Origin of the sequence: Vibrio fortis, assembly GCF_024347475.1 — a bacterium.
In the GTDB taxonomy this organism is placed as follows: Bacteria; Pseudomonadota; Gammaproteobacteria; order Enterobacterales; family Vibrionaceae; genus Vibrio; species Vibrio fortis.
Window position 1 is genome coordinate 1325511 of record NZ_AP025487.1, and the last position, 23784, is coordinate 1349294.

22 protein-coding genes are annotated in these 23784 nt (G+C 44.8%); 9 read left to right on the forward strand and 13 right to left on the reverse strand.

Annotation, left to right across the window (positions count from 1 at the left end):
- Window positions 1-97: 97 nt before the first annotated feature.
- From OCV50_RS06005 to OCV50_RS06030, 6 genes are all read right to left on the reverse strand, one after another.
- Entirely contained in the window at window positions 98-520 is a 423-nt protein-coding gene (locus tag OCV50_RS06005; protein ID WP_239840733.1) for a SulA-like leucine-rich domain-containing protein, read from the reverse strand.
- Window positions 521-943: 423 nt separating this feature from the next.
- Complete coding sequence (locus OCV50_RS06010; protein WP_032549228.1) at window positions 944-1132, reverse strand: hypothetical protein; 189 nt, start codon at window positions 1130-1132, stop codon at window positions 944-946.
- 165 nt (window positions 1133-1297) lie between these two features.
- Entirely contained in the window at window positions 1298-2332 is a 1035-nt protein-coding gene (locus OCV50_RS06015) for a hypothetical protein (protein ID WP_261903964.1), read from the reverse strand.
- Between the two features lie 63 nt (window positions 2333-2395).
- Window positions 2396-3064: an OmpA family protein gene (locus tag OCV50_RS06020; RefSeq protein ID WP_239840735.1), complete on the reverse strand. Its 669-nt coding sequence runs from the start codon at window positions 3062-3064 to the stop codon at window positions 2396-2398.
- A 118-nt stretch (window positions 3065-3182) separates the two neighbouring features.
- Entirely contained in the window at window positions 3183-3872 is a 690-nt protein-coding gene (locus OCV50_RS06025; protein ID WP_032549226.1) for a DUF2786 domain-containing protein, read from the reverse strand.
- A 178-nt stretch (window positions 3873-4050) separates the two neighbouring features.
- Window positions 4051-4734: a DUF3334 family protein gene (locus OCV50_RS06030; protein ID WP_239840736.1), complete on the reverse strand. Its 684-nt coding sequence runs from the start codon at window positions 4732-4734 to the stop codon at window positions 4051-4053.
- 220 nt (window positions 4735-4954) lie between these two features.
- Between OCV50_RS06030 and ydiJ the strand changes: the two genes are divergently transcribed.
- The 3 genes from ydiJ (at window position 4955) to OCV50_RS06045 (ending at window position 10252) form a co-directional block, all read left to right on the forward strand.
- Complete coding sequence (gene ydiJ / locus OCV50_RS06035) at window positions 4955-7990, forward strand: D-2-hydroxyglutarate dehydrogenase YdiJ (RefSeq protein ID WP_261903965.1); 3036 nt, start codon at window positions 4955-4957, stop codon at window positions 7988-7990.
- Between the two features lie 61 nt (window positions 7991-8051).
- Window positions 8052-8513, forward strand: coding sequence for a methyltransferase family protein (locus OCV50_RS06040; protein ID WP_261903966.1), 462 nt, complete (start codon window positions 8052-8054; stop codon window positions 8511-8513).
- 137 nt (window positions 8514-8650) lie between these two features.
- Window positions 8651-10252 (forward strand): trypsin-like serine protease, encoded by a 1602-nt coding sequence (locus OCV50_RS06045; protein ID WP_261903967.1) that lies wholly within the window; start codon window positions 8651-8653, stop codon window positions 10250-10252.
- Window positions 10253-10413: 161 nt separating this feature from the next.
- Here the strand turns inward: OCV50_RS06045 and OCV50_RS06050 are convergent, their stop codons facing one another.
- The 6 genes from OCV50_RS06050 to hutC all read right to left on the reverse strand — a co-directional run bounded on the left by OCV50_RS06050 (window position 10414) and on the right by hutC (window position 17737).
- Entirely contained in the window at window positions 10414-11139 is a 726-nt protein-coding gene (locus OCV50_RS06050; RefSeq protein ID WP_032549220.1) for a DUF3581 domain-containing protein, read from the reverse strand.
- A 266-nt stretch (window positions 11140-11405) separates the two neighbouring features.
- On the reverse strand, window positions 11406-12938 hold the full coding sequence (hutH, locus tag OCV50_RS06055; RefSeq protein ID WP_261903968.1) for a histidine ammonia-lyase: 1533 nt from the start codon (window positions 12936-12938) through the stop codon (window positions 11406-11408).
- Window positions 12939-12952: 14 nt separating this feature from the next.
- The gene (gene hutU, locus OCV50_RS06060) at window positions 12953-14647 is read right to left on the reverse strand and encodes a urocanate hydratase (RefSeq protein ID WP_261903969.1); all 1695 of its coding nucleotides are present in this window, start codon (window positions 14645-14647) and stop codon (window positions 12953-12955) included.
- 44 nt (window positions 14648-14691) lie between these two features.
- Entirely contained in the window at window positions 14692-15687 is a 996-nt protein-coding gene (hutG, locus tag OCV50_RS06065; protein WP_261903970.1) for a formimidoylglutamase, read from the reverse strand.
- A complete protein-coding gene (gene hutI, locus OCV50_RS06070; protein ID WP_261903971.1) occupies window positions 15674-16912 on the reverse strand; it encodes an imidazolonepropionase in 1239 nt (412 codons plus the stop codon). Before hutI ends, hutG begins: the two co-directional genes overlap by 14 nt.
- 111 nt (window positions 16913-17023) lie before the next feature.
- Entirely contained in the window at window positions 17024-17737 is a 714-nt protein-coding gene (gene hutC, locus OCV50_RS06075; RefSeq protein ID WP_261903972.1) for a histidine utilization repressor, read from the reverse strand.
- Between the two features lie 185 nt (window positions 17738-17922).
- Between hutC and OCV50_RS06080 the strand changes: the two genes are divergently transcribed.
- Window positions 17923-18666: a sporulation protein gene (locus OCV50_RS06080; protein WP_261903973.1), complete on the forward strand. Its 744-nt coding sequence runs from the start codon at window positions 17923-17925 to the stop codon at window positions 18664-18666.
- A gap of 99 nt (window positions 18667-18765) precedes the next feature.
- Here the strand turns inward: OCV50_RS06080 and OCV50_RS06085 are convergent, their stop codons facing one another.
- Window positions 18766-19743: a DUF3187 family protein gene (locus tag OCV50_RS06085; RefSeq protein WP_261903974.1), complete on the reverse strand. Its 978-nt coding sequence runs from the start codon at window positions 19741-19743 to the stop codon at window positions 18766-18768.
- Between the two features lie 319 nt (window positions 19744-20062).
- Between OCV50_RS06085 and thrS the strand changes: the two genes are divergently transcribed.
- From thrS to yqfB, 5 genes are all read left to right on the forward strand, one after another.
- On the forward strand, window positions 20063-21991 hold the full coding sequence (thrS, locus tag OCV50_RS06090) for a threonine--tRNA ligase (RefSeq protein ID WP_032549211.1): 1929 nt from the start codon (window positions 20063-20065) through the stop codon (window positions 21989-21991).
- Window positions 21992-22057: 66 nt separating this feature from the next.
- Window positions 22058-22546, forward strand: a complete 489-nt coding sequence (gene infC / locus OCV50_RS06095; RefSeq protein WP_301339526.1) for a translation initiation factor IF-3 — start codon at window positions 22058-22060, stop codon at window positions 22544-22546.
- A 105-nt stretch (window positions 22547-22651) separates the two neighbouring features.
- On the forward strand, window positions 22652-22846 hold the full coding sequence (gene rpmI, locus OCV50_RS06100; RefSeq protein ID WP_032549209.1) for a 50S ribosomal protein L35: 195 nt from the start codon (window positions 22652-22654) through the stop codon (window positions 22844-22846).
- 41 nt (window positions 22847-22887) lie between these two features.
- Window positions 22888-23241 carry a 50S ribosomal protein L20 gene (rplT, locus tag OCV50_RS06105; RefSeq protein WP_004401084.1) on the forward strand — a complete coding sequence of 118 codons (354 nt, stop codon included), beginning with the start codon at window positions 22888-22890 and terminating at the stop codon, window positions 23239-23241.
- 222 nt (window positions 23242-23463) lie between these two features.
- Window positions 23464-23778, forward strand: a complete 315-nt coding sequence (gene yqfB / locus OCV50_RS06110) for a N(4)-acetylcytidine aminohydrolase (RefSeq protein ID WP_008224694.1) — start codon at window positions 23464-23466, stop codon at window positions 23776-23778.
- The last annotated feature ends 6 nt before the right edge of the window (window positions 23779-23784 follow it).

A 23784-nucleotide genomic window follows, 5' to 3' on the forward strand; every position in this document is an offset into this window, starting at 1 on the left:
TATATTCTTTGCGCTTACTCGTTCTTTACAAAAAATAAAACCCCGCTCAATGCTGTCGTTGGTTTCGACAGAAAAGAGCGGGGTAGGCAGTGTTCGATTAGTGAATGTGATGAGTAGTGCTGGACTCAACAAAGAAGACTTCACATTGATATTGAATAGCGAGCTCACGTAAGTACTGTTGACCAAATGCATCGATCTGGTTACTCGCGACAATTGCACTGGCGTTTCGAGAGCGTATCGCTTTCTCTACTGTCTCCATTTCGCTCATTTGACGAGAAGGCTTCATATGAATGATGCGTTCGCAACAAATATTGAACTGAGAGAGTTCTTTTGCCGAAGGGCGAGGGGTTTGTGCTGTGAATAGCAACCATTGCTCTTGATTGGACAGCAAAGCCATACGCGCTAGCAAGTCGGCTTGATGGCGAGATTGATTAGAGCTTTGCGGCAGATGCGATGCCGCAGAAAATGCGCATTGAACTAGCGGGCTAGAGTGTTGTGCTTTTACGTGAGCTGGAATCATTTTTGCTGTCCTTATATACATGCTGTATGTGTATACAGTAGTTTTTGTGGTGCATAAGATCAAGCAATTTTTTGGGGAAATTATGTACAGAAAATCTGATTTTAATTGACATTTATAGCTAAGGTGTTGTTTTTGTTTGTGTTTTTAAATTTGAATGAATTCGCAAAATTTCTCATGATTAGGAAGGTTTGAGATCTACAGCACTGTTTCTATACAGGTTTATACAGTGGTTTTCTAAAAGTACTGTATAGGGGAGAGAGTAGGTTTAGATAGATCGGAGATTCTAAATACCGGGTGTTTTGAAGGGGGAAGGAGATTATTGCTAATCGCTTGTCGAATAAAGAGTGGTTAGGTGGGCGCTATTCGTGGCGATCAAAAAAGCGCCTCGATTGGCGCTTTTTTACTTCCGTGTTGAGGTAACTATTATCTTCTTGTTGCCTCGGAGAGTTTTGCTCTCATTTCCATTTCGCCGATATTGAACTGGCGAACGTCCATGGTTGCAATGTCATTGCATTCTTCACATGAACAATGAGACTTACCATCAAGGTAGTCATGTTTTTTTACTAGGCTTGGCTTTTTACACCAATCACATACGCCTTCAATTGTGAACATATTCTCTCCTCACCTGTATCGTCAGGTGTATTTTCGGCGTGAATTATGACACAAGTAGGACTAAAAAGTTAATTGTTTGTTACCTGTTTTTGAGAGGGAGATCGTTTGCGACACCAATAAAAATGGGTTTCCGTGCACTAGGTCGTTCCCGCTAGATTTTATTTGTTACGTTTTGGTAACATTTTGTAAAATTGTTTTCAGGGCAGCATTCAGTCTTTTCATCTCTTCATCACTTCCTTGGCCATCGGGGTGATAGATTTTAGACAGTTGCTTATAACGAATTTTGATCTGTTTTTGTTCAGGGATGGCCGAGCTTTTATACCCAAATACAGCACACGCCAATTGTAGGTTATGGTTACTCTTACTGTTTTGGCGCTTCTTCAACTCCTTATAGAGTGTCGCGATTTGGTGTTTTTGTTGTGATAGTTGGATATCTTTAAGCTTGATCTGTTCTCGGCTGATATCTTCAGTCTTGGTTTGAGCACCTTTACGAAGCTTTGTGATTAGAAAGCCAGAGAAGCCAATCAGTAGCATGATAGTAATCGCCAAGCCGATGATTATGTTCTGAGAAACGTTGTTTTCTTGATCAGATTGAAGCGTGGCTTGTGAGGGTAGCGTAGTGGTTACGATAGACGAAGCGGGTGCTTGAGTTGTCGTTTGCTCACTATATTGCTCATCAAGCGCCTTAAATGATGAGACTTGCTCGGAGCGGCGCTTATTAAATTGTGCTTGCAGGACTCGCTCATAAGCCTGTTGTGCCTGAGGCAGCTGGGAGCTGGCTAAGCGATACCAAAGTTCTGCTTGGTCAAGTGCATCAAATGACCCTGTTTCCAGCTCGTAGAGCTCTCCCAATTTGTATGCGGCGTGAGAATTACCTTCTATAGCCAGTTGCGTATACCAAAGTGCAGCTGCATTGATGTCCTTTTGAGTACCTTGTCCCTTGACTAGCATATCAGCGGTTTGCAGTTGAGCTTGTTGGTGACCTTGCTCTGCGGCACGCGAAAACCAATAGAAGGCTTCCTCTTCGTTTCTGATGTTAGATTCAGCCAAGTAGCTATCCGCTAAACGAAATTCATCTTCTGAATTGCCTAGGTTGGCTTTCTCTTGAAGCTGAATAAGCTCTTGCTGTGTAATCTCTGCAAATGACTGGGGGCTAAAAAGACAAAAAAGTAGGGGGATTAAAGGGAGCTTATGCAACATACATCCATCTTTCTCGGTAGTTCCTATAAAAAAGCCCAGCGATTTGGCTGGGCTTAATCGAGATTATTTCAGCGGTAGAATTTGAATCTCTACGCGGCGGTTACATGCTCGACCTTGAGATGTACCGTTGTCACAGATTGGGTAGCGTTCACCGTTACCACGAGCAATAGCACGGCCTGCAGCAACATCTTGAGAGATCAAGAATGCACGTACAGATTCAGCACGACGCTCAGATAGGATTTGGTTAGTAGACTCGCTACCTGTGCTATCAGTGTGGCCATCGATCACTAGGCTTGTGTCAGGGTATTCAACCAGGATACGCGCCACGCCACGCAATGTATTGTGAATACTTGACTCAAGAGCGTAAGAGCCAGATTCAAAACCGATGCCGTTTTCTAGGCGAAGTAGTAGTTGGTTTTCGCCAACACGCTCTACTTGAACACCTGAATTCAGTAGTTCTTGACGTAAAGCTGCTTCTTGCTGGTCGAAGTAGTAGCCAATACCACCACCGACAGCCGCGCCACCTGCTGCACCAATCAGTGCACGCTTACGACGATCTTTAGAGTCATCACCCGTTGCAGCGCCCGCTACGGCACCAGCTATAGCACCAATAAGTGCACCTTGTGTCGCAGAGTTTGTTTCAGTTTCACCTGTTGTTGCGTTTTGACGCTGAGTCGCCTGACAGCCAGTTAGAGCGATAGTCAGCGCAAGTGCTAATGTGATTTTTTTCAACGTGTTGTCTCCATGTTGTACTTCAGTCATAACAGTCGATGTGTATGACAAACATATTGTTCTGTATATCCGTCGAAGGAAATATTTATCAGCGGTTTACTGTTAAGTAAACCCGGTATTAGGATTTGGTAATCCGTTTTGCTGCCTGAGCACCCGCTACAGGGCGGTTTACAGACAGCTTACGACCTTTCTTTAAGCCTACTTCATAATCAGCAGTGAGATTCTTCATTGCTTCTTTCAGTTGCTGCTTAAAAGTTTCGCGGTCGATGTTTTTAAACTCTTTATCAATATAGTTGTTAATTTTGTTATTTGACTCGTCATCGGGTGTGATCGTAGGTAGTTTTTCAAGCGCACCCTCAACCCAGCCAGAAACAAATGAGTTTACTCTGCGCGTGACTTCCGTCGAACTGGTTCCAGAACCTGCGAAGCTGTTACGGAATTGGCCAGTATGCTCGTTCATTTCACGATAGATGATGTCGAAGGCGAAAGCGGCGAAAATTGCACGATCCGCTTCACCGATGAATTCAGCGCGTTTAAGGCCTTTGTGGTTAAGTAGAACGGCTTCTACTCCAAATTTAGTATTGATACCACGGATGACACGCAAAAGAGTCGAGCTAATGTTAGCCGGAAGCAGATGTGTTGATTGAGTTTTCCCCATCTTGATGAATTCAATATCGTCCTTCTCGAGGCCGTATTTGAGCATCAAGTTATGCGCCATTTTGATCGCGTTAGCGGCTTCGTTAACGTTGGCTGAGTTTCCAAGTTCTAGGCACTTGGCAATTTTTTTGAGGGCTCTTTTCTTATCCATCGACTGACTTAATCATTACCACATTTTTTTAAAAGTCCGACATTTTACCCGTTTTAGCGAGTAACAGAAAGTAAAACTCGTGTCAGTAATTGGAAGGGGAAGTATGGATTTGGGGGATAGAAACGAAAAACACCATCAAATGTATGATGGTGTTTAGTGTATGAAAATGAGATTTCGCTTAGATGCCTAGCTCGTCAAGTAGGTCTGCTGCTGCGTCGTTGTCAGACGGTTTGTTGTCTGATTTTTCATCGTTCATTTTCTTTTGAGTTGCCTCTAAAATGCTGTCTGGGCATTCGTCTTCAGAAATTTCAAATTCCTCAAGCTGAATAAACTCAGTTTTGTCCATTGCCAGCTCTAGGTAGAAGATGTTGTTCTTTTCAGTAGAGAAGGTAACACGGCGCGCTTGTGGGCGGTCTAGGTTGGTGTCGACAGACAGGTTTACTTGTTTGTTCAGCGCCAGCATTTTAGGTTGGTTCTGAGTAATGTTGGTTTGCAGCTCTTTGCGTACCTTATTAGTAAAGTCGCCAACCAGTTGGTTCATTAGTTCACCCAAAACATCGCCCACTTCATCAGAGGTGTGCAGTACAGCAAGCTCATCTTCTGGCATGCCCATGTTGCGCATGTAGTTGGTGTAGATCTCTAGAGCCGCTTTTGAAGTGAAGTTGATAACAACTAGACCAGAAAAACCGCCGTCGAATAGAACAAAACAACCAAAATCTGGCTTAAGGCTGGTCTTACTGATCTTTTGGACCATCGCTGAGTATTGAACAGAAGAAGCTGTCGCAGAAGTCAGTACACTAGATACCGATTGGCATAGTTTTAGAAGAATGTCTTCCGTTGTGACTGTTTTATTTTTTCTCATTATATTGTGCTCATGGGTATCTTTAACAAAACGATATCCAGTATGTTACTACTGAAAGAATAGAAAAGTGACTATTATTGCATTCTTGCATTGAGATTCTTATTTGATCACCTTTTTATATGAACTTATTAGTAGTAAAGTGACGAAATTCAAAGAAAATTATTAAAATTCTAATTTAACCCATTGCTGATAGGATCAGCGAAGTAGGGGCAGGAAGCAAATGTTACCAAGACTTCAACTCAATGCTGATGTCGATCCAGTTGTTGTTCGCTTTTTAGAAGAGTTAAAAGCGGCCGGTTTTACTGGTGACATCGAATCTCATTATTCAAGCCGTTTAGCCGTCGCGACCGATAACAGTGTTTATCAACAGCTGCCACAGGCGGTGGTACTCCCTAAAACCACTCACGATGTTTCATTAGTCGGAAAAATCAGCGCGAAATCCACGTATGAAAGGGTAACCTTTTCCCCTCGTGGTGGTGGCACTGGGACGAATGGTCAATCTTTGACGAAAGGTGTGGTTGTTGACCTCTCTCGTTACATGAATCGAGTTATTGAGATAAATGAGAAGGAGGGTTGGGTTCGTGTTCAAGCCGGTATCGTTAAAGATCAGCTAAACGATGCAGTTCGCCCTTATGGCTATTTCTTCTCTCCAGACCTTTCAACCAGTAATCGCGCCACCCTAGGCGGCATGATTAATACAGATGCTTCAGGCCAAGGTTCATTGAAATACGGCAAAACTTCCGACCACGTATTGTCACTGCAAGCGGTGTTTGCCGACGGTTCTATTCTGGAATCTGATCTTTCAAATGGGTTACCTAACGTTGGCGAGTTCGCACATGAAGCGTTAGAGGTAACGGAATCTGTTTGTCGTGAAAAGCGCCAACAAATCCTAGAAAAATTCCCACCATTGAACCGTTTTCTTACTGGTTACGACCTAAAGAACGCGTTGAATGAAGAAAACGATCGTTTTGATATCACTCGCGTGCTGTGTGGTGCTGAAGGGTCATTGGCTTTTATTACGGAAGCTAAGCTAAATCTGACTCCTATTCCAAAAGCACGAACGTTGGTCAACGTGAAGTACAATTCGTTTGACTCTGCATTGCGTAATGCTCCGTTTATGGTGGAAGCGAACGCTCTATCTGTCGAAACCGTGGACTCACGTGTATTGAATCTCGCTAAGCAAGATATTGTTTGGCACACAGTAAGTGACTTGCTGACCGATGTGCCGAACAAAGAGATGCTCGGCATTAATATGGTTGAGTTTGCTGGTCAAGATGAAGCTGAAGTAGAAGCGCAAGTCAGCGCCTTAACTGAGCGCTTGAGTCAAATGCTTGAAGCGGAAGAAGCGGGCATCATCGGATTCCAGGTGTGTAGCGATTTAGCGAGCATCGGTCGTATCTATAATATGCGTAAAAAAGCCGTAGGCCTGCTTGGCGCAGCAAAAGGGCGCGCTAAGCCAGTCGCGTTCGCTGAAGATACTTGTGTTCCGCCTGAAAACTTGGCTGACTTTATTGCTGAGTTCCGCGAACTGCTTGATGCTAAATCTCTCAACTATGGCATGTTTGGTCACGTTGATGCGGGTGTTTTACACGTGCGTCCAGCGCTGGATCTTTGCGATCCACTACAAGAAGCTTTAATGCACGAAGTCTCTGACGAGGTTGTTAAGCTGGTTGCCAAATATGGCGGCCTGATGTGGGGTGAGCACGGCAAGGGCTTCCGCTCTGAGTACGGACCTGATTTCTTTGGTCAGGAGCTGTTCACTGAGCTTCGTCGAGTTAAGGCGGCATTTGACCCACATAACAAGATGAACCCAGGTAAGATCTGTACACCGCTGGATAGTGACGCAGAACTGGTTAAAGTTACCGACACTAAGCGCGGTTACTACGACCGTCAGATTGACGTACAAGTCCGTGATAGCTTCAAGCAAGCGATGGAATGTAATGGTAACGGCTTATGCTTTAACTACGACACAAGCTCACCAATGTGTCCATCGATGAAGGTGACGGCGGACCGTCGACATTCTCCGAAGGGTCGAGCGGGCTTAGTGCGTGAGTGGTTACGCCAGTTAACTGAACAAGGTGTCGATATTCTAGATTTGGAGCAGCAAGCTCTTAACGATTCAACACCAGTGAAAACGATGATTGAGCGTGTTCGTAACTCTCTGAACAAGCGTCACGAATACGACTTCTCTCATGAAGTGCACGAAGCGATGAATGGCTGTCTTGCCTGTAAAGCGTGTGCGAGCCAGTGCCCGATTAAAGTTGACGTTCCGAGCTTCCGTTCTCGTTTCTTAAACATTTACTACTCTCGTTACCAACGCCCAGCCAAAGACTACTTGGTGGCAAACATTGAAACTATGTTACCGTTAATGGCCAAAGCGCCAAAAGTTGTCAATGCAGCTCTGTCTCAAAAGTGGGTGCAAAGCGCGACAGCCAAGACCGTGGGTTATGTTGATGCGCCTCTGATGTCAGTGCCTACACTCGATAAGCGACTGGCTGAGAAGCAGCTCAAGGCGTTTGACTTGCAGTATTTGGAAGGTTTGTCGAATGAGCAAAAACAACAGCACGTTCTGATTGTTCAAGACCCATTTACCAGTTACTACGATGCAGAAGTCGTTGAAGACTTTGTTTCGTTACTTATCAAGCTTGGGAAAACACCAGTCGTGCTACCATTCAAACCGAATGGTAAGGCTCAGCACATTAAGGGCTTCCTAAGTAAGTTTGCCAAGAACGCTAAATCTACCGCTGATTTCCTATCACTTATCGCTGATATCGGTATTCCGCTGGTGGGTGTCGATCCTGCTTTGGTTCTCTGTTACCGCGATGAGTACTTAGAAGTGTTAGGTGATAAGCGTGGTGATTTTGATGTACTCACGGTACATGAGTGGATGTTGCCACGTCTTGAGGAGTTTACTGCTCGCGAATCTAACCAAGAGATGTGGTATCTGTTCTCTCACTGTACTGAAAAGACCAAAATGCCAAACGCAGAGAAAGAGTGGGGCGCAATATTCGCTCACTTTGGTGCCGGGTTAACCACTGTGCCTGTTGGGTGTTGTGGTATGGCCGGTACTTTTGGTCACGAAGTCGATAAGCTACAGATGTCGAAAGATATCTATGGACTGAGTTGGAAGCCACAAATTCAAGATCTTCCTAAAGATCGATGCCTAGCAACAGGCTATTCTTGTAGAAGTCAGGTTAAGCGTTTTGAAGGTGAGAAACTTGCTCACCCACTGCAAGCGCTTGAAAAATTGATATAAATAATGAAGCCCAGTAAGTCACTGGGCTTTTTAATATCTTCAATATCGCATAAGGAAGGCTATGAAGTTCTTGGAATTAAAAATCCCACCGCTCGCGCTGTTTGTTGTGATCTTACTGTTGTCATACTGGCTCGCTAATAGCCTGACATTCGCTTCGTTTCCTTTCCCTTACTCGCGAGTCATATCAGCATTAGGTATTTTGGTTAGCGGCATTATTGGTGTTTCTGCCGTCTGGGAGTTCAAAAAACGCAAAACCACAGTCAACCCAATCAAAGTCGACAATGCCTCACTGGTTGTTGATTCGGGCATCTTTGGGTACAGCCGAAATCCAATGTACCTTGCGCTTTTCATCTTGATATTTTGCTTCGGATATTACCTGCAAAACCTGCTCAGCGTATCCCTTAGCTTCTTGTTCGTTATTTACATGAACCGCTTTCAAATCTTTCCTGAAGAACGAGCATTAGAATCGCTGTTTGGTACCGAATACGTTGATTACAAACAGAAAGTTCGCCGTTGGATTTAAGTAGACTTGTCTTGTAAATGAGAATGGCTCTCATATTTCGTTGCATATCACAAATATAATAAACTTCGATACCATATGGTTTATTTATAAATTAGCCTGCGACCATTATCGAAAAGTAATAAAGGTTAGGTAAAAATATGAAACAGGCTAAGTTGCTGTCCGCTGTTATTGGATTGGCATGTTTTTCTTCGACGTCAACGTTCGCTGACGTTTCTTCTCGAATCATTAATGGTGAGCAGGCTGCTACGGATAGTTGGCCATTCATGACTGCATTGGTCTCAAAAAATGTTGATGCTTACAACGGTCAATTTTGTGGTGCGAGCTTTATTGGCAAGCGCTATGTATTAACGGCTGCACACTGTGTTGAAACGATCAGTGCTGAAGATCTTGATGTTGTAATTGGTGTATCTGATTTAGCGGCAAGTGACGTTGAAGATCATCGCTATGCCGTTAAAAATATCTATATGCATCAAAACTACGCTGATAAAGGCGTTAGCAATGATATTGCTGTATTGGAGCTAACCAAAGTACCGCAAGAAAATACTATAGCACTTGTTGATCGTCGCGAGCGCAATCTCCTACCGGATGGTCAGTCGTTAACTGTGATGGGGTGGGGAAATCAAAATGCATCAGGCGGTTACTCGTCATCTAGCGAGCTGTATCAAGTAGTTGTTCCACTTGTTAACCAATCTGTTTGTAAAAGCGCCGGTGGCAAAGATAGTGGTTATAGCGATATTGGTGATGATGCCTTTTGTGCAGGCTTGCCCGAAGGAGGCAAAGACTCTTGTCAAGGTGACAGCGGTGGCCCAATTGTTGTTAAGACGAACAACTCCTATCAACAACTTGGGATTGTGAGTTGGGGTGTTGGATGTGCTCAAGCAGATGCCTATGGGGTCTATACCAACATAAGCCACTTTGAATCTTGGATCGCTGATAGAACGAGAGGCTTTAGTTATCGTGCAAATGAGTATCTAGGTATGCGTACTCCAGGGGAGGTTACCCACACCTTTGAATTCAGCAACTACAGTGATCAGGTCGTTACTGTTTCTAATTTTACACCGCTATTTGATTCAGTAATCACTAACAATACTTGTAGTAACGTTGCCATCGGTGAGACCTGCCAAATTAAGGTAACAAAAGACATTCAAACTATGGGCGATAATTCATTTGGTGTTCAGGTGAGCACTAACCTAGCCGGTTCTGAAACTGTGACGAGTAATGTCAAAGTGATAGGTGCGCGTCAATTGAATCAGCCCGCATTGGATCTTATCGATATCCCTAACAGTGGAGTATTGAGCACTGAAGCGTGGGAAGTTGATGGAAGTAAGATTGTATCACCAGATTTAAGTAGCAGTGAAACAGCTCAAGTCAGTATTCAGGGGATTCCTAAAGGTACTGTAACGTTAGATGTTAGTGTTTCATCAGAGCAAGACGCAGATGTCATGTATGTTTATATCAATGGCTATTTATACTATAAGGCTTCGGGTTCTAAGTCCGAATCTATTCCGCTAGCGTTAGTTCGAGAAACGAATAACAGTATTAAGATCGCATATGCAAAAAATGCCAGTATTTCTATGGGCCAAGACCAAATTAAGTTTGGCAACCTTAGGTATACCGACAAGATTATGATATCGAAATCCAATGGCACCCAAGTCGCTAAGTCCGGCGGTGGTGGCTCATTTGGTTGGCACTGGCTGCTAATGTTGGCAGGCGTTGGTTTACTAAGAAAGCGCCACTAATTTTCTAATGTTTTGATTTAAAGAGCTTCACAGTGTGAAGCTCTTTTTGTTTAAACCTTATACGTAGTTTATCAAATCGCAGACATCAAAAAGCCCAGCTTATCTCAAGCTGGGCTTTATAATTTTTGCTATCGCTTTGAACTATCGGGGTGTTTGAGCGATTAAGCGGCTGCAGCGAACTGTGCTAGAAACATGTCTTTGCGCTCGTTAAAGCGGTTTACTAGGTCGTCAACTGACGCTTGGTCGTATGGCTTAAGGCCACTTGCTACCATGCGCTTTACGCCTTTACCTACAATTTCACCATCTTCTTTAAAATCGAAGTTAAGAGTTACAACACCACGCTTGCCTTCAACATCGAATGTTGCGCCAGAGAACTCAACTTCTGGGTGAGTTAGGTCGATACGAGAGAACTCTACTTCCATGCTTTCATAGATAACCAGTGGACGCTGGCAGTTGATCATCATTTGTTGCTCTTCCATAAGAGGAACCATGATGTGCGGGAAGTTCATGCCAGAAAACTGAACGTAGTTAGTTACGACATGCTCGATGAATGCTTGATCTTGGCTTGTTTCACCTTCACATGTCATGTGTAGGTACTCTTTGCCTTTTTCATCAACAACAGCACTTTCTTTATCGCATTTGTTTTCTACATCTAGTGCGATACCATCGCTTACCATGCCTGAAAAATCAAAACGCATCTTTTGGCTGATGCCTTGCTTTTGCAGTAAAACAGCAAACAGCAGGTCGCCAGGTACACAGAAGCGTTTGTTATCTTCATCGTGAATTGGGTTGAAATCACCAGCTACCTTTTTTGCGAAGTGGCTAGCTTGTTCACGAGTGAATTGAAATTTGTTTTCTTCAGTAGAAACGTATGGTGTCAGAAACATAATACCGCTATTCATTATCAAAACTGCTGCGATTATAACGGACTAATTCAAATCTAATGGTCTATCCAGTTAGTGACTGTGTTCATATGCTACAGAATGGTAATGAAGGTGTTATGTGATCTTGGTTGCTATATTTGTGTCGCAAATGATAGGAGTGTTTTGTGGAGACAAGCTGTTATATGGGGATAGCTGCACTCCATCTTTGAGCGATGAAGTGCAGATTTAGTCGGTTAAGCAGAGATATCCTTAACGTAGAATATTGCTACTTAGAAGCTACATAGAATACCGTCTGGCATTAGATGGTTGTGTACTGAAAGCTTAAGCAGCAAGTTAGCTTGTTCGATGTCTGGCGCGAAATAGCGGTCTTTGTCGTAAAAGCTGACTTTCTCTCGCAGGATTTGCTTCGCTTCTTCTACTCTAGCTGAAGACTTGTTTGGCGCTCGGAAATCAAGCCCTTGCGCTGCTGACAAATACTCAACGGCAAGAATGCCACGGGTGTTTTCGGCCATGTCACGCAAGCGGCGGCCTGCGAATGTCGCCATAGAAACGTGGTCTTCTTGGTTTGCTGATGTTGGTAAGCTATCAACCGAAGCAGGGTGTGCGAGTGTTTTGTTTTCACTTGCTAGCGCTGCCGATGTTACCTGAGCAATCATAAAGCCTGAGTTTACCCCACCGTTGTCGACCAAGAATGGAGGTAGTTTGCTCAATGCACTGTCAATCAATAGCGCCATGCGGCGTTCAGACAGACTGCCAATCTCAGCAATTGCTAGCGCTAAGTTATCTGCGGCCATAGCGACAGGTTCCGCGTGGAAGTTACCGCCAGAAATGATGTCGCCATCGTCTGCGAAAACCAGCGGGTTATCAGACACAGAGTTTGCTTCGATCTTTAGGATATCCGCTGCATTGCGGATTTGTTGCAAACAAGCGCCCATCACCTGAGGCTGACAACGCAGTGAATACGGGTCTTGAACCTTTTCACAGCAGGTATGAGACTCACCAATTTCACTGGTTTGATCAAGTAGGTGACGGTAAGCCAATGCGGCGTCCATCTGGCCACGATGACCACGTACGCGGTGGATTCGAGGGTCAAATGGTCGACGGCTTCCAAGCGCCGCTTCAACTGACATTGCCCCACATACTGTTGCTGAGGCGAATAGATCTTCTGCCGCAAACAGGCCTTCTAGCGCGAATGCTGTCGAAGCTTGAGTGCCGTTGAGTAGCGCTAGACCCTCTTTTGGCGCTAGGGTAATTGGCTCAAGTCCTGCAATTTGCATCGCTTCTAAGCCAGTAATGATCTTGCCATTGTGACGTGCTTGACCTTCGCCAAGCAGAACCGTACTCATATGAGCCAATGGTGCTAAATCACCCGACGCACCAACCGACCCTTTTTGTGGCACACAAGGGTAGACTTGCGCGTTCACTAGGTCGATAAGTGCATTGATGACTTTAAGACGAATACCCGAATAGCCACGTGACAGGCTGTTTATCTTCAGTACCATCATTAGACGAACGGTTTCGTCAGACATGAACTTGCCGATACCAGCAGCATGAGAAAGCACGATACTTTTCTGCAGTACTTCTAAATCTTCAGGTGCGATTTTGGTGTTTGCGAGTAAGCCAAAACCAGTGTTGATGCCATACACGGTGCGATCTTCGGCGATCACTTGTTCAACTACCTGAGTGCTTGCTTCGATATCAGGAATGGCTTCAGGATCCAACGATAGGTTCACCGGGCTACGGCTGATTTTACGAAGCTCGGATAGGCCAAGTTGTCCTGGTTTCAGTAATAGGTTCGACATATCTTCTCTCACTCTTAAAGCTTACGTAGTTCAGCGTTTAGCATCGGTAGGTCTAGTTTTTGGTCTTTCGCACACTGCTTAGCAATGTCGTAGCCTGCATCTGCGTGTCGCATTACTCCGGTTGCTGGGTCGTTGTGCAGTACGCGAGCAATACGACGAGACGCATCATCACTACCATCACAACAGATCACCATACCTGAGTGCTGTGAGAAGCCCATACCTACGCCACCACCGTGATGCAGAGAAACCCAAGTTGCGCCGCCAGCGGTATTCAGCAGAGCGTTGAGTAGTGGCCAATCTGATACAGCGTCAGAGCCATCCATCATGCTTTCTGTTTCACGGTTAGGGCTAGCTACTGAGCCAGAATCTAGGTGGTCACGACCAATAACGACGGGTGCTTTTAGCTCGCCATTTTTAACCATTTCGTTGAACGCTTGACCTAAACGTTCACGGTCTTTCAGGCCAACCCAACAGATACGAGCTGGTAGGCCTTGGAACTGAATGCGCTCACGAGCCATATCTAGCCAGTTGTGAAGATGTGGGTTGTCCGGAATCAGCTCTTTTACTTTCTGGTCAGTTTTGTAGATATCTTCTGGATCACCAGACAGTGCAGCCCAACGGAATGGACCAATACCTTCACAGAAAAGAGGACGGATATATTGAGGAACGAAACCTGGGAAATCGAATGCGTTTTCGACGCCTTCTTCCAGTGCCATTTGACGAATGTTGTTGCCATAGTCCACGGTTGCTGCGCCGCGCTCTTGTAGATCTAACATTGCTTGAACTTGGATCGCCATAGATTGCTTCGCGGCTTTTACCACTTTCGCTTCATCGGCTAAACGTTCTTCCGCCGCTTTCTCCATTGAGCAACCTTGAGGGAGATAGCCATTGAGTGGGTCGTGAGCAGAGGTTTGGTCTGTTACTGCATCAGGGGTGATGTTACGTTCTACAAGCTCAGGGAATACATCCGCTGCGTTGCCAAGTAGGCCAACAGAGACTGGTGTTTCAGATTCTGTAATGATCGCCATTGCTTCATCTAAGCTGGTGGCTTTCTTGTCGACATAGCCAGTACGCAGACGGTAATCGATACGAGATTCGTCACACTCAACCGCGATCATAGAGAAACCTGCCATGGTTGCCGCTAGAGGTTGAGCGCCGCCCATGCCGCCAAGGCCGCCTGTTAGGATCCAGCGACCTTTTGCATCACCATTGAAGTGCTGTTTAGCCATTGCAACGAAGGTTTCGTAAGTACCCTGAACGATGCCTTGTGAGCCGATGTAGATCCAGCTACCTGCGGTCATTTGGCCGTACATCATCAAGCCTTGTTTATCGAGCTCGTTGAAGTGCTCCCAGTTTGCCCAGTGCGGTACTATGTTTGAGTTGGCAATTAATACACGTGGTGCGTCTTTGTGAGTTGGGAAAACGCCCACTGGTTTGCCTGACTGTACTAATAGGGTTTGGTCGTCTTCTAGGCGCTCTAATACTTCAACAATAGTATCGAAGCATTTCCAGTCGCGAGCAGCGCGGCCAATACCACCATAAACAACCAGCGAGTGAGGGTGTTCAGCTACGTCTGGGTCTAGGTTATTCATTAACATGCGTAGTGGCGCTTCTGTCAGCCAAGATTTAGTACGCAGTGTCGTACCATGCGGAGCGCGAATCTCACGTGAGGTATCTAGGCGAGGGTCGCTATTGTGATGTTTCGTCATGTTGGATTTCCTTATGTTCACGTTATCTTTTGTTTTTATTAAAGTTATGCGTTTGCCATAGCGTTGGCGATATCCCAACATAGGCGCGCAGCAAGTCGAGCCGTCTGTTGGTCTATGTCGTAATTTGGGTTGTACTCAGCAATGTCAGCGAGTAGCAATTTATCAGGGTGTTGAAGTACTAGTTCTAACAGCGGCGCGAGATTGTCATAGCTGACTCCGCGTGCTGCTGGAGCACTGACTCCGGGTGCAGTTGCCGCAGGGAACACATCAAGATCGATGGTTAGATATAGGTAGTCACACTGTTTGATAAATTCAGACAGCTTTTCTAAGTTACCGACCAGATTAGGGTAGGTGATCTGGTGGTCGTTCAAATACCAAACATTGAGCGCGTCTGCTTTTTTAAACAGAGCTTGCGTATTGCTCGCAGCGCTTACACCTAAACAAGCGTAGTGAAATGGCCAACCATTCTTTTGGCACCATTGGTGGATTTGATTGAATGGTGTGCCAGAGCTTGGCTTCACTTCGGCAATCTCACTTTCATGCTCGCGCAAATCGAAATGCGCATCGAAGTTGATGATGCCAATACGAGGTGGTTGATCTTGTGATATCTGATCAAGGTGATTGGCTAACCCTTGAAATGATGACCACGCTATCTCATGTCCACCGCCCAATACTATGGTGCGTGTTTCGTTTAGGGCTTGAGTAACCACCTCAGCACATTGTGTTTGTGCGTTAGTGAGATCATCGTCTTCACAGGTTACATTTCCGAGATCGTAAACATTCGCTTGGTTATGCCATGCCATATTCGCGAGTGCTTGGCGAATTAGATTCGGCGATTGCTTAGCTCCGACGCGTCCTTTGTTTTGTGCGACGCCAGCGTCAGTCTCAAAGCCTATAAGCGCAACGCCTCGCTCAGAAGGTATGTTCAAGCAATCAACGACCTGCGTGATGTGGTGAACTCGCTTGCCATCTACACCGTCTTCTAGGTCATCACGACCTGTCCATTTATGATTGTGTTGGGTTAGATTAGAAGCTGTCATGGCATAGCTCTCCTGCAACGATACGTTTAGATAGGCGTGGTACACCGACCTGATAGCTAAGATCCGCTGGATGCTTAATGTTCCAGATTGTGAAATCTGCGTCGTAACCTTCTACAATTCTCCCACGTGAACCAGCTTTGCCAATGGCTTGCGCTGCGTGGCAGGTAACGCCTCTTAAAGACTCTTCCGGGGTCAAACCAAAGAGAGTGCAGCTCATGTTCATCATCAGAGTGAGATCGGCAAAGGGTGAAGTCCCAGGGTTTAAGTCGGTCGCGATCGCCATAGGCACCTTGTGTTCGCGCAATAGTTCGATAGGTGGCTGCTGAGTCTCTTTTAAAAAGTAGAAAGCTCCCGGTAGCAGGCTTGCAACGGTATTGTTTTCGCTTAGTGCTTTTACACCTGCAAGGTCGAGATATTCAATATGATCAACAGAGGTCGCCCCATAGTTTGCCGCTAAGGCACTGCCACCCATATTGGATAGCTGTTCTGTGTGACCTTTTATGGACAAGCCATGCTCTATAGCTGCTTGAAAGACTCGCTCGGTCTGTTCCAAAGTGAAACCAATGGATTCACAGAACACATCGACTGAATCAGCGAGTTTTTCAGTGGCTACTTGTGGGATGATCGTGTCACAGATGAGGTCGACATATTGGTCGGTATTATCTTTAAATTCGGGCGGTACAGTGTGAGCAGCTAAAAGGGTGGTCGTGATACGAACGCGGCGATGATTTTCCAAAGCTTTAGCAGCTTTTAACATCTTTAGTTCGTCTTCGAGAGTTAAACCATAGCCTGATTTAACTTCAACGGTTGTGACTCCACTACTTAGCAAGCCATCGAGTCGAGGAAGTGCTAACTCAATGAGCTGTTCTTCGCTCGCGGCACGCGTCGCTCTAACCGTCGATAAGATTCCACCGCCTTGCGCTGCGATGTCTGTGTATGCTGCACCTTTGAGTCTCATCTCAAATTCATTGGCGCGGTTACCTGCATAAATGAGGTGAGTGTGGCTGTCGATTAGCCCCGGCGTGACTAACTTGTTTGAACAGTCAACGACATGGTGATCTGACTTCGATTCTTGCTCGGCAAATACGTTGGACTCTGATGGGGCAATTTGAGCGATTTTGCCGCCCACGACCAGTACGTCTTGAGTGTGAGACGGAGTGTAGCCGATCTCCTCACCTGTCATTGAACAGAGACTCGCATTTTTAAGGATCAAGTTTGTCGCCATTTCGATCGTTAACCTTGGTTGTTTAAATGTATATACAAATAAATAAGCTAAAGTCGTTAACTAATCAAGTTAATGTTGCAAAATTGTGATCGATAAGCAGGATGATGTGCTTTAATCGAGCAGTATCTTAGAGCTTAATTTGTATTTAGACCCTGGATGATAAAGCAGGGCAAAGCTAACCAATCGCTCAGAACTCCAAGTGCGGCGATTAAGCAATAAACAGGGTTCGTTGTTGGCCATTTCGAGGCTCTCTTGAACTCTAGGTTCTGGCACAATGGCCTCTACGGTATGTTCAATAGCGCTCAGCGGGCAGTTATTTGAAAGGTATTCGTTCGGGGTTGAGTGTGTAAAATCTTGATCGAGGTAGTTAGGTACAATATCTGAATTCACCCATCGGCACTCTAACTGAGTCGGCGTGTCATCTGAAAAGTGAATGATTTCACTATAAAAAATAGGTGTGTTAATCATGACGCCTAATTGCATTGCGGTCTTTTCATCGGCATTGATTTGCTGGTGTTTCACCACTTGGCTTCGGTGATCTTGTCCACGTTCACGTATCTCTTGAGCGATGTTATTAATATCGAGTAGCGGAGATTGTGCTTTTTCTTCCGGCTCACAAACGAAAGTACCGACACGCGGTTTACGCGCCAGTTTTCCTTCACTCACCAGATCTCTGATGGCCTTGTTCACCGTCATTCGGCTGACGTTAAATTGCTTAGTTAATTCTAATTCTGTGGTGATTCTGTGCCCCGGAGGCCAGTGGCCCATAGAAATTTTGTCATCGATAAACTGCTTTATCTGCAAATATAACGGCGCGTTCGACATACTTAACCCTCAATTGACTATACAAATAGAGTACCTGATTTGCGAACGATTACAATATTTACACGAAATGTGTGGTGTGATGACTCATCGGTAGGGCAAATTACTTGCTTATCTGATGTAACTACAGCAAATTTGTCTTTAAACCTCTAAGTCATTCAAAAATGATAATTCTAAAAAGGGAAAGTATGTTTAAAAAACTCAAAGCTTCGTTGGGTATCGGGGCAGCTAAAGTCGATACTGTGTTGGATAATATTGAAGTGTTCCAAGGTGGTGAGTTATCTGGCAATGTTCATATCCTCGGTGGTGACGTAGAGCAACAGATCGATTTGATTAACTTAGTGCTCAACACAGAAGTGAAAGTAGAAACGGAAGACAGCACAAGCTACGAGACGTTTTCTTTAGGACGCATTCAAGCAGTAGAGCCGTTTACCATTCAACCAGGTGAAACCAAACAAGTCCCATTTCGCTTAAAGTTGAATGATGAAACACCAATCACGGCACTTAATGCAAAAATGAATCAGTGCCACGTGTGGGTAGAAACAAACCTAGATATTGGCTTTGCGATCGATCCTAAAGACCGTGATTTTATCGTTGTTAAACCACTACCAACGGTCGAGAAAATTATTCAAGGCGTAGAAGCTGCAGGAATGACAATGGTGAAAGCCGATGTTGAAAAAGGTTATCTAAAAGGCAACAGCTTCTCATCGGTGTCGGGTTGCTACCAAGAGATAGAATTTAGAAGCGGTGGATTCATCAATAATAAAGAGATCGAACTTTCATTCATCGTAAATGGAAATACAGTTCACTGCCTAGCTGAAATCGACCGTTCATTAAGCTTCCGCGGTGATCAATACATCTCTTTTAGTTTGCCAATCAATGCATCTGATGCTGATATTCGCGCTGCTGTCTCTCGTATCATGAGCTCATAAACAGATCGTTAGACACAATCACAAGTTAAGAATAGCCGCGGTAATACGCGGCTTTTTTGGTTTCTCTCCATAGAGAACTTAAGTGAAAATCCGAGTCATTCAGTCGCTGTTTCTAATACGGTGGCGATAGGCAATCTGGAAGCCGACATCGGTTGAGTTATCCATGTTGATGATGTTTTCAATAATAGAGAGTTCGACCGCGCCAAACGGCAATTTATAGCGGTAGCCAAAGAGAATTTCATTGGCAGACTCTGAAAACTCAGTCGGGCCATTCTCTGCGCCTTCATAAAGTCGATATTCCAAATGAAGCTCATGATTGGTTAGCAATTCTAATCGATAGCCCGCCATAAAAGAGAGTAGGGTACTTTTGTGTGGGAAATCATTCTTTCGTTCGTAATCGGATTGGTGTGTGATAGCAACAGACGTATAGATACTCTGGTCAGTAAACGCATAACTGTAATTAAGCTGTGCACTCTGCTCAAAACTCTCCCCTTCAAATATGCCGTTGTTAACGTTGTTCCTATAAAGGGCAACACCGAATGACAACCCATGCGATTGCGTATTGATGAGTTGATATTGGCTATAAAGTGTAAACGCGCTGGTTAACGTGTCTCCGGAGAAATCAGAGACCTTAACGTCATGTTGTGGTGCATAAATGTCAAACTCGTGCTTATTCTTCTGGTCGCGTCCTGCTTGGTCAATGCTAAAGAAATCATGGAAATCGATGATCAAGCTATCAAGGTGATTATTGCCCGCATACAACCATCGATAATTGAGCTCAAATTGCCAGTTGTTGCTTACTTGCCAGCGAAGCCCAGTATGAAGCTGGTTTTGATAGTAGTCGAGATGGTAGTGATCAGAATTTGCCCAGATACTCGCTGCTGTGAAACTCGCGAATAGCTCGACGTCACCATCATTAATAGGAAAGCCAGAACGCAGTGTGGGAGTATGACGAGTCGAATGCAGAGGGGATTGGACATAACTCAACAACGGCCCATATTCATCGCTAGAAAGACTAGGAGCAGTATAAAAGAGAGTCACAAAGCTCAGTGTTTGAATTATAACTTTGTTTTTCATTCCCACCCCCAAGGCTAACCAGCGATAGTAAGTTAAGCTTAGTGGTAAATGAGGGTTTTAACATATTATTAACGTTTGATTTTTGCTTAAATCTCGGACTTTTCTTGCATACGTAACATGAGGGATGGAAAGCGGTCATTGTTATTTAATATTTATTCGTTACAATGCTTGCTTACTTTTTAAAGAGGCATCTGTATTTGTTTCTTGAAAGGTAAATTAATTTTTCATATATCCCCAACCAACTCCGCTTGGTTGACCGACATATATTAAACATTTTCATGTGTTGCTTGGTGTGCAACACCACTGTAAAGGACAAATAATGCCAATTATTACTCTTCCTGACGGCAGTCAGCGTCAATTTGACAACCCTGTATCAACTCTAGATGTTGCCCTATCAATCGGTCCTGGTCTTGCGAAAGCAACCATTGCTGGTCGTGTAGATGGCGAACGCGTTGATGCTTGCGATCTAATCGAGAACGATGCAAGCCTAGAAATCATCACCGCGAAAGATGAAGTTGATGGTCTTGAAATTGTACGTCACTCTTGTGCTCACCTTCTTGGTCACGCTGTTAAGCAGCTATTCCCTGAAGCTAAAATGGCGATCGGTCCAACGATCGACAACGGCTTCTACTACGACATCGACCTAGAGCACTCTCTAACGCAAGAAGATCTTGAGAAGATTGAAAAGCGTATGAAAGAGCTGGCTAAGACCAAATACCAGGTTGTTAAGAAGAAAGTTAGCTGGCAGGAAGCGCGTGATGCTTTCGAAGCTCGCGGCGAAACATACAAAATGGAAATCCTAGACGAGAACGTTTCTAAAGACGACCGTCCAGGCCTATACCACCATGAAGAATACATCGATATGTGTCGTGGTCCACACGTACCGCATATGGGTTTCTGTCAGCACTTCACTCTACTAAACGTAGCGGGTGCTTACTGGCGTGGTAACAGTGACAACAAGATGCTTCAACGTATCTACGGCACTGCATTCCACGATAAAAAAGCGCTGAAAGCTCACCTAGTTCGTCTAGAAGAAGCAGCTAAGCGTGACCACCGTAAAATTGGTAAAGCATTGGATCTATTCCACATGCAGCAAGAAGCACCAGGCATGGTGTTCTGGCACCACAACGGTTGGACTATTTTCCGTGAACTAGAAGTGTTCGTACGTCAAAAACTGACTGAGTACGATTACCAAGAAGTAAAAGGCCCTCTAATGATGGACCGTGTACTTTGGGAACGTTCTGGTCACTGGGACAAATACGCAGAAGCGATGTTCACAACGTCTTCAGAGAACCGTGAATACGCAATCAAGCCAATGAACTGTCCGGGTCACGTACAGATCTTCAACCAAGGCCTGAAATCTTACCGTGATCTACCGCTACGTATGGCTGAGTTCGGCTCATGTCACCGTAACGAGCCATCTGGTGCACTTCACGGTATCATGCGTGTTCGTGGCTTTACTCAAGATGATGCTCACGTATTCTGTACTGAAGACCAAGTTCAACAAGAAGTAAAAGCTTGTATTGAAATGGTTTACGACACTTACACAACTTTCGGTTTCGAAAACATCGTTGTTAAGCTGTCTACTCGTCCAGAGCAACGTGTAGGTTCTGACGAAATGTGGGACCGTGCAGAGGCTGACCTTAAGCTTGCACTAGAATCAATGGAGATTGCATACGAGATTCAAGAAGGCGAGGGTGCGTTCTACGGACCTAAGATTGAATTTACTTTGCATGATTGTTTGGACCGTGCATGGCAATGTGGTACAGTGCAGCTCGATTTTGCATTACCAGAGCGTTTAGGTGCAACTTACGTAGGTGAAGATAACGAGCGTCACACGCCAGTTATGATTCACCGCGCGATTTTAGGTTCTCTAGAGCGCTTCATCGGTATTCTAATTGAAGAATACGCTGGCTTCTTCCCAACGTGGTTGGCGCCAGAACAAGCAGTCGTAATGGGCATTACCGACAAACAGTCGGAATACGTACAAGAAATTACGAAAAAACTGCAAAAAAGTGGATTTAGAGTCAAAGCAGACTTGAGAAATGAGAAGATTGGCTTTAAAATTCGCGAACACACTTTGAAACGTGTACCGTTCATGCTCGTATGTGGTGACCAAGAAATGGAAGCCGGCGAAATTGCAGTACGTACACGTAAAGGCAAAGACCTAGGCAAGTTTAAAGTGGATGACTTTATTTCTTACATCCAAGCCGAGGTTTCAAGCCGTAAGCTCAATCTGGAGGAATAAGCTATTAAAGGCGGAAGACGTGGCCAACAACCGGCCAAACAAAACCAGCATCGTTTAAACGGTGAAATTCGTGGCGTACGTGAAGTTCGTCTAACAGGCGCTGACGGCGAAGCCGTTGGTATCGTTTCTATCCAAGAAGCGCTTGATGCAGCTGTTGAAGCTGGTATGGATCTTGTAGAGATCAGCCCTAACGCCGAGCCGCCAGTTTGTCGTGTGATGGACTACGGTAAGTTCCTCTTCGAGAAGAGCAAAGCTGCGAAAGAGCAGAAGAAGAAGCAAAAGCAGATCCAGATTAAGGAAGTAAAATTCCGTCCTGGAACTGATATTGGAGACTATCAGGTAAAACTACGCAACCTGACGCGTTTCCTAGAAGACGGCAACAAAGTGAAGGTAACAATTCGCTTCCGTGGCCGCGAAATGGCTCACCAAGACATCGGTGTCGACGTTTTGAATCGTCTGAAAGAAGATACAGTAGATTTAGCTGTTGTAGAATCTTTCCCGACTCGAATCGAAGGTCGCCAGATGATCATGGTATTGGCCCCTAAAAAGAAGTAATTAACGGCTTTGCAAGTAATTGAACCCTGCAGCCTCTGGTTGCGGGGTTTTATTCGCCCTAATTACTATTGTTATTAACAACTCAACAATGCGGAGTTATTCATCATGCCTAAGATGAAAACCAACAAAGGTGCTGCTAAGCGTTTCCAGAAAACTGCTGGTGGTATTAAGTTTAAGCACGCTGGTAAACGTCACATCCTGACTAAGCGTACTACTAAGAACAAGCGTCAGCTACGTCCAAATGCAATCCTTCCTAAGTGTGAAGTGGCTGCAGTTGCTCGTATGATGCCATACGCTTAATTCTTTTTAGTTTAATAATCGTTTAGTTTAGGAGAAGCATAATGCCTCGCGTAAAACGTGGTGTACAAGCTCGTGCACGTCATAAGAAAGTTCTAAAACAAGCTAAAGGTTACTACGGTGCACGTTCTCGTGTTTACCGCGTAGCTTTCCAAGCAGTTACTAAAGCTGGTCAATACGCTTACCGTGACCGTCGCAACAAGAAACGTCAATTCCGTCAACTATGGATTGCACGTATCAACGCTGCATCTCGTCAGAATGGTCTATCTTACAGCCGTTTCATCAACGGTCTTAAGAAAGCATCTATCGAGATCGACCGTAAGATCCTTGCTGACATCGCGGTATTCGACAAAGCTGCATTCGCAGTTCTAGTTGAAAAAGCAAAAGCTGCTCTTTAATTAGAGTTTGCATTTAGGATTAAGAGAAGGAGAGCTTAGGCTCTCCTTTTTTATTGCCCGCAATTTGGCCTTGTCATATTCTCTCGCATCTCGCATCTCGCATCTCGCATCTCGCATCTCGCATCTCGCATCTCGCATCTCGCATCCAATTTTAATTCGCTTCGCTAGATATTCTGTTATATAAACAAGTATCTAATTTTTAATGACAAGCGATTGAAATCTATGACCGCACCTACCACTATGACGTTCTTCGAACGTTTCGAAGCTGATATTCTTTCCGGAAAAAAGACCATTACCATCCGTGATGAATCTGAACGTGACTACCAACCGGGTAGCGTTGTCGAAGTCTCAACGTTAGAAGAGGGACGTGTGTTCTGCAACCTTAAGATCATCAGCGTAGAGCCAATTCTGTTTGATGAGCTAGGTGAGTTCCATGCTCAGCAAGAAAACATGACACTGCAAGTACTGAAAGATGTGATTCAAGACATCTATCCGGGTATCTCTCAGCTTTATGTTGTCTCTTACGAGTTGGTCTAATCAAGC

Bases quoted from the DNA above. Each gene is read 5' to 3' on its own strand.
- OCV50_RS06005 (WP_239840733.1), bottom strand. From the start codon at position 520: ATGATTCCAGCTCACGTAAAAGCACAACACTCTAGCCCGCTAGTTCAA.
- OCV50_RS06010 (WP_032549228.1), bottom strand. From the start codon at position 1,132: ATGTTCACAATTGAAGGCGTATGTGATTGGTGTAAAAAGCCAAGCCTA.
- OCV50_RS06015 (WP_261903964.1), bottom strand. From the start codon at position 2,332: ATGTTGCATAAGCTCCCTTTAATCCCCCTACTTTTTTGTCTTTTTAGC.
- OCV50_RS06025 (WP_032549226.1), bottom strand. From the start codon at position 3,872: ATGGATAAGAAAAGAGCCCTCAAAAAAATTGCCAAGTGCCTAGAACTT.
- OCV50_RS06030 (WP_239840736.1), bottom strand. From the start codon at position 4,734: ATGAGAAAAAATAAAACAGTCACAACGGAAGACATTCTTCTAAAACTA.
- ydiJ (WP_261903965.1), top strand. From the start codon at position 4,955: ATGTTACCAAGACTTCAACTCAATGCTGATGTCGATCCAGTTGTTGTT.
- OCV50_RS06040 (WP_261903966.1), top strand. From the start codon at position 8,052: ATGAAGTTCTTGGAATTAAAAATCCCACCGCTCGCGCTGTTTGTTGTG.
- OCV50_RS06045 (WP_261903967.1), top strand. From the start codon at position 8,651: ATGAAACAGGCTAAGTTGCTGTCCGCTGTTATTGGATTGGCATGTTTT.
- OCV50_RS06050 (WP_032549220.1), bottom strand. From the start codon at position 11,139: ATGTTTCTGACACCATACGTTTCTACTGAAGAAAACAAATTTCAATTC.
- hutH (WP_261903968.1), bottom strand. From the start codon at position 12,938: ATGTCGAACCTATTACTGAAACCAGGACAACTTGGCCTATCCGAGCTT.
- hutU (WP_261903969.1), bottom strand. From the start codon at position 14,647: ATGACGAAACATCACAATAGCGACCCTCGCCTAGATACCTCACGTGAG.
- hutG (WP_261903970.1), bottom strand. From the start codon at position 15,687: ATGACAGCTTCTAATCTAACCCAACACAATCATAAATGGACAGGTCGT.
- hutI (WP_261903971.1), bottom strand. From the start codon at position 16,912: ATGGCGACAAACTTGATCCTTAAAAATGCGAGTCTCTGTTCAATGACA.
- hutC (WP_261903972.1), bottom strand. From the start codon at position 17,737: ATGTCGAACGCGCCGTTATATTTGCAGATAAAGCAGTTTATCGATGAC.
- OCV50_RS06080 (WP_261903973.1), top strand. From the start codon at position 17,923: ATGTTTAAAAAACTCAAAGCTTCGTTGGGTATCGGGGCAGCTAAAGTC.
- OCV50_RS06085 (WP_261903974.1), bottom strand. From the start codon at position 19,743: ATGAAAAACAAAGTTATAATTCAAACACTGAGCTTTGTGACTCTCTTT.
- thrS (WP_032549211.1), top strand. From the start codon at position 20,063: ATGCCAATTATTACTCTTCCTGACGGCAGTCAGCGTCAATTTGACAAC.
- rpmI (WP_032549209.1), top strand. From the start codon at position 22,652: ATGCCTAAGATGAAAACCAACAAAGGTGCTGCTAAGCGTTTCCAGAAA.
- rplT (WP_004401084.1), top strand. From the start codon at position 22,888: ATGCCTCGCGTAAAACGTGGTGTACAAGCTCGTGCACGTCATAAGAAA.
- yqfB (WP_008224694.1), top strand. From the start codon at position 23,464: ATGACCGCACCTACCACTATGACGTTCTTCGAACGTTTCGAAGCTGAT.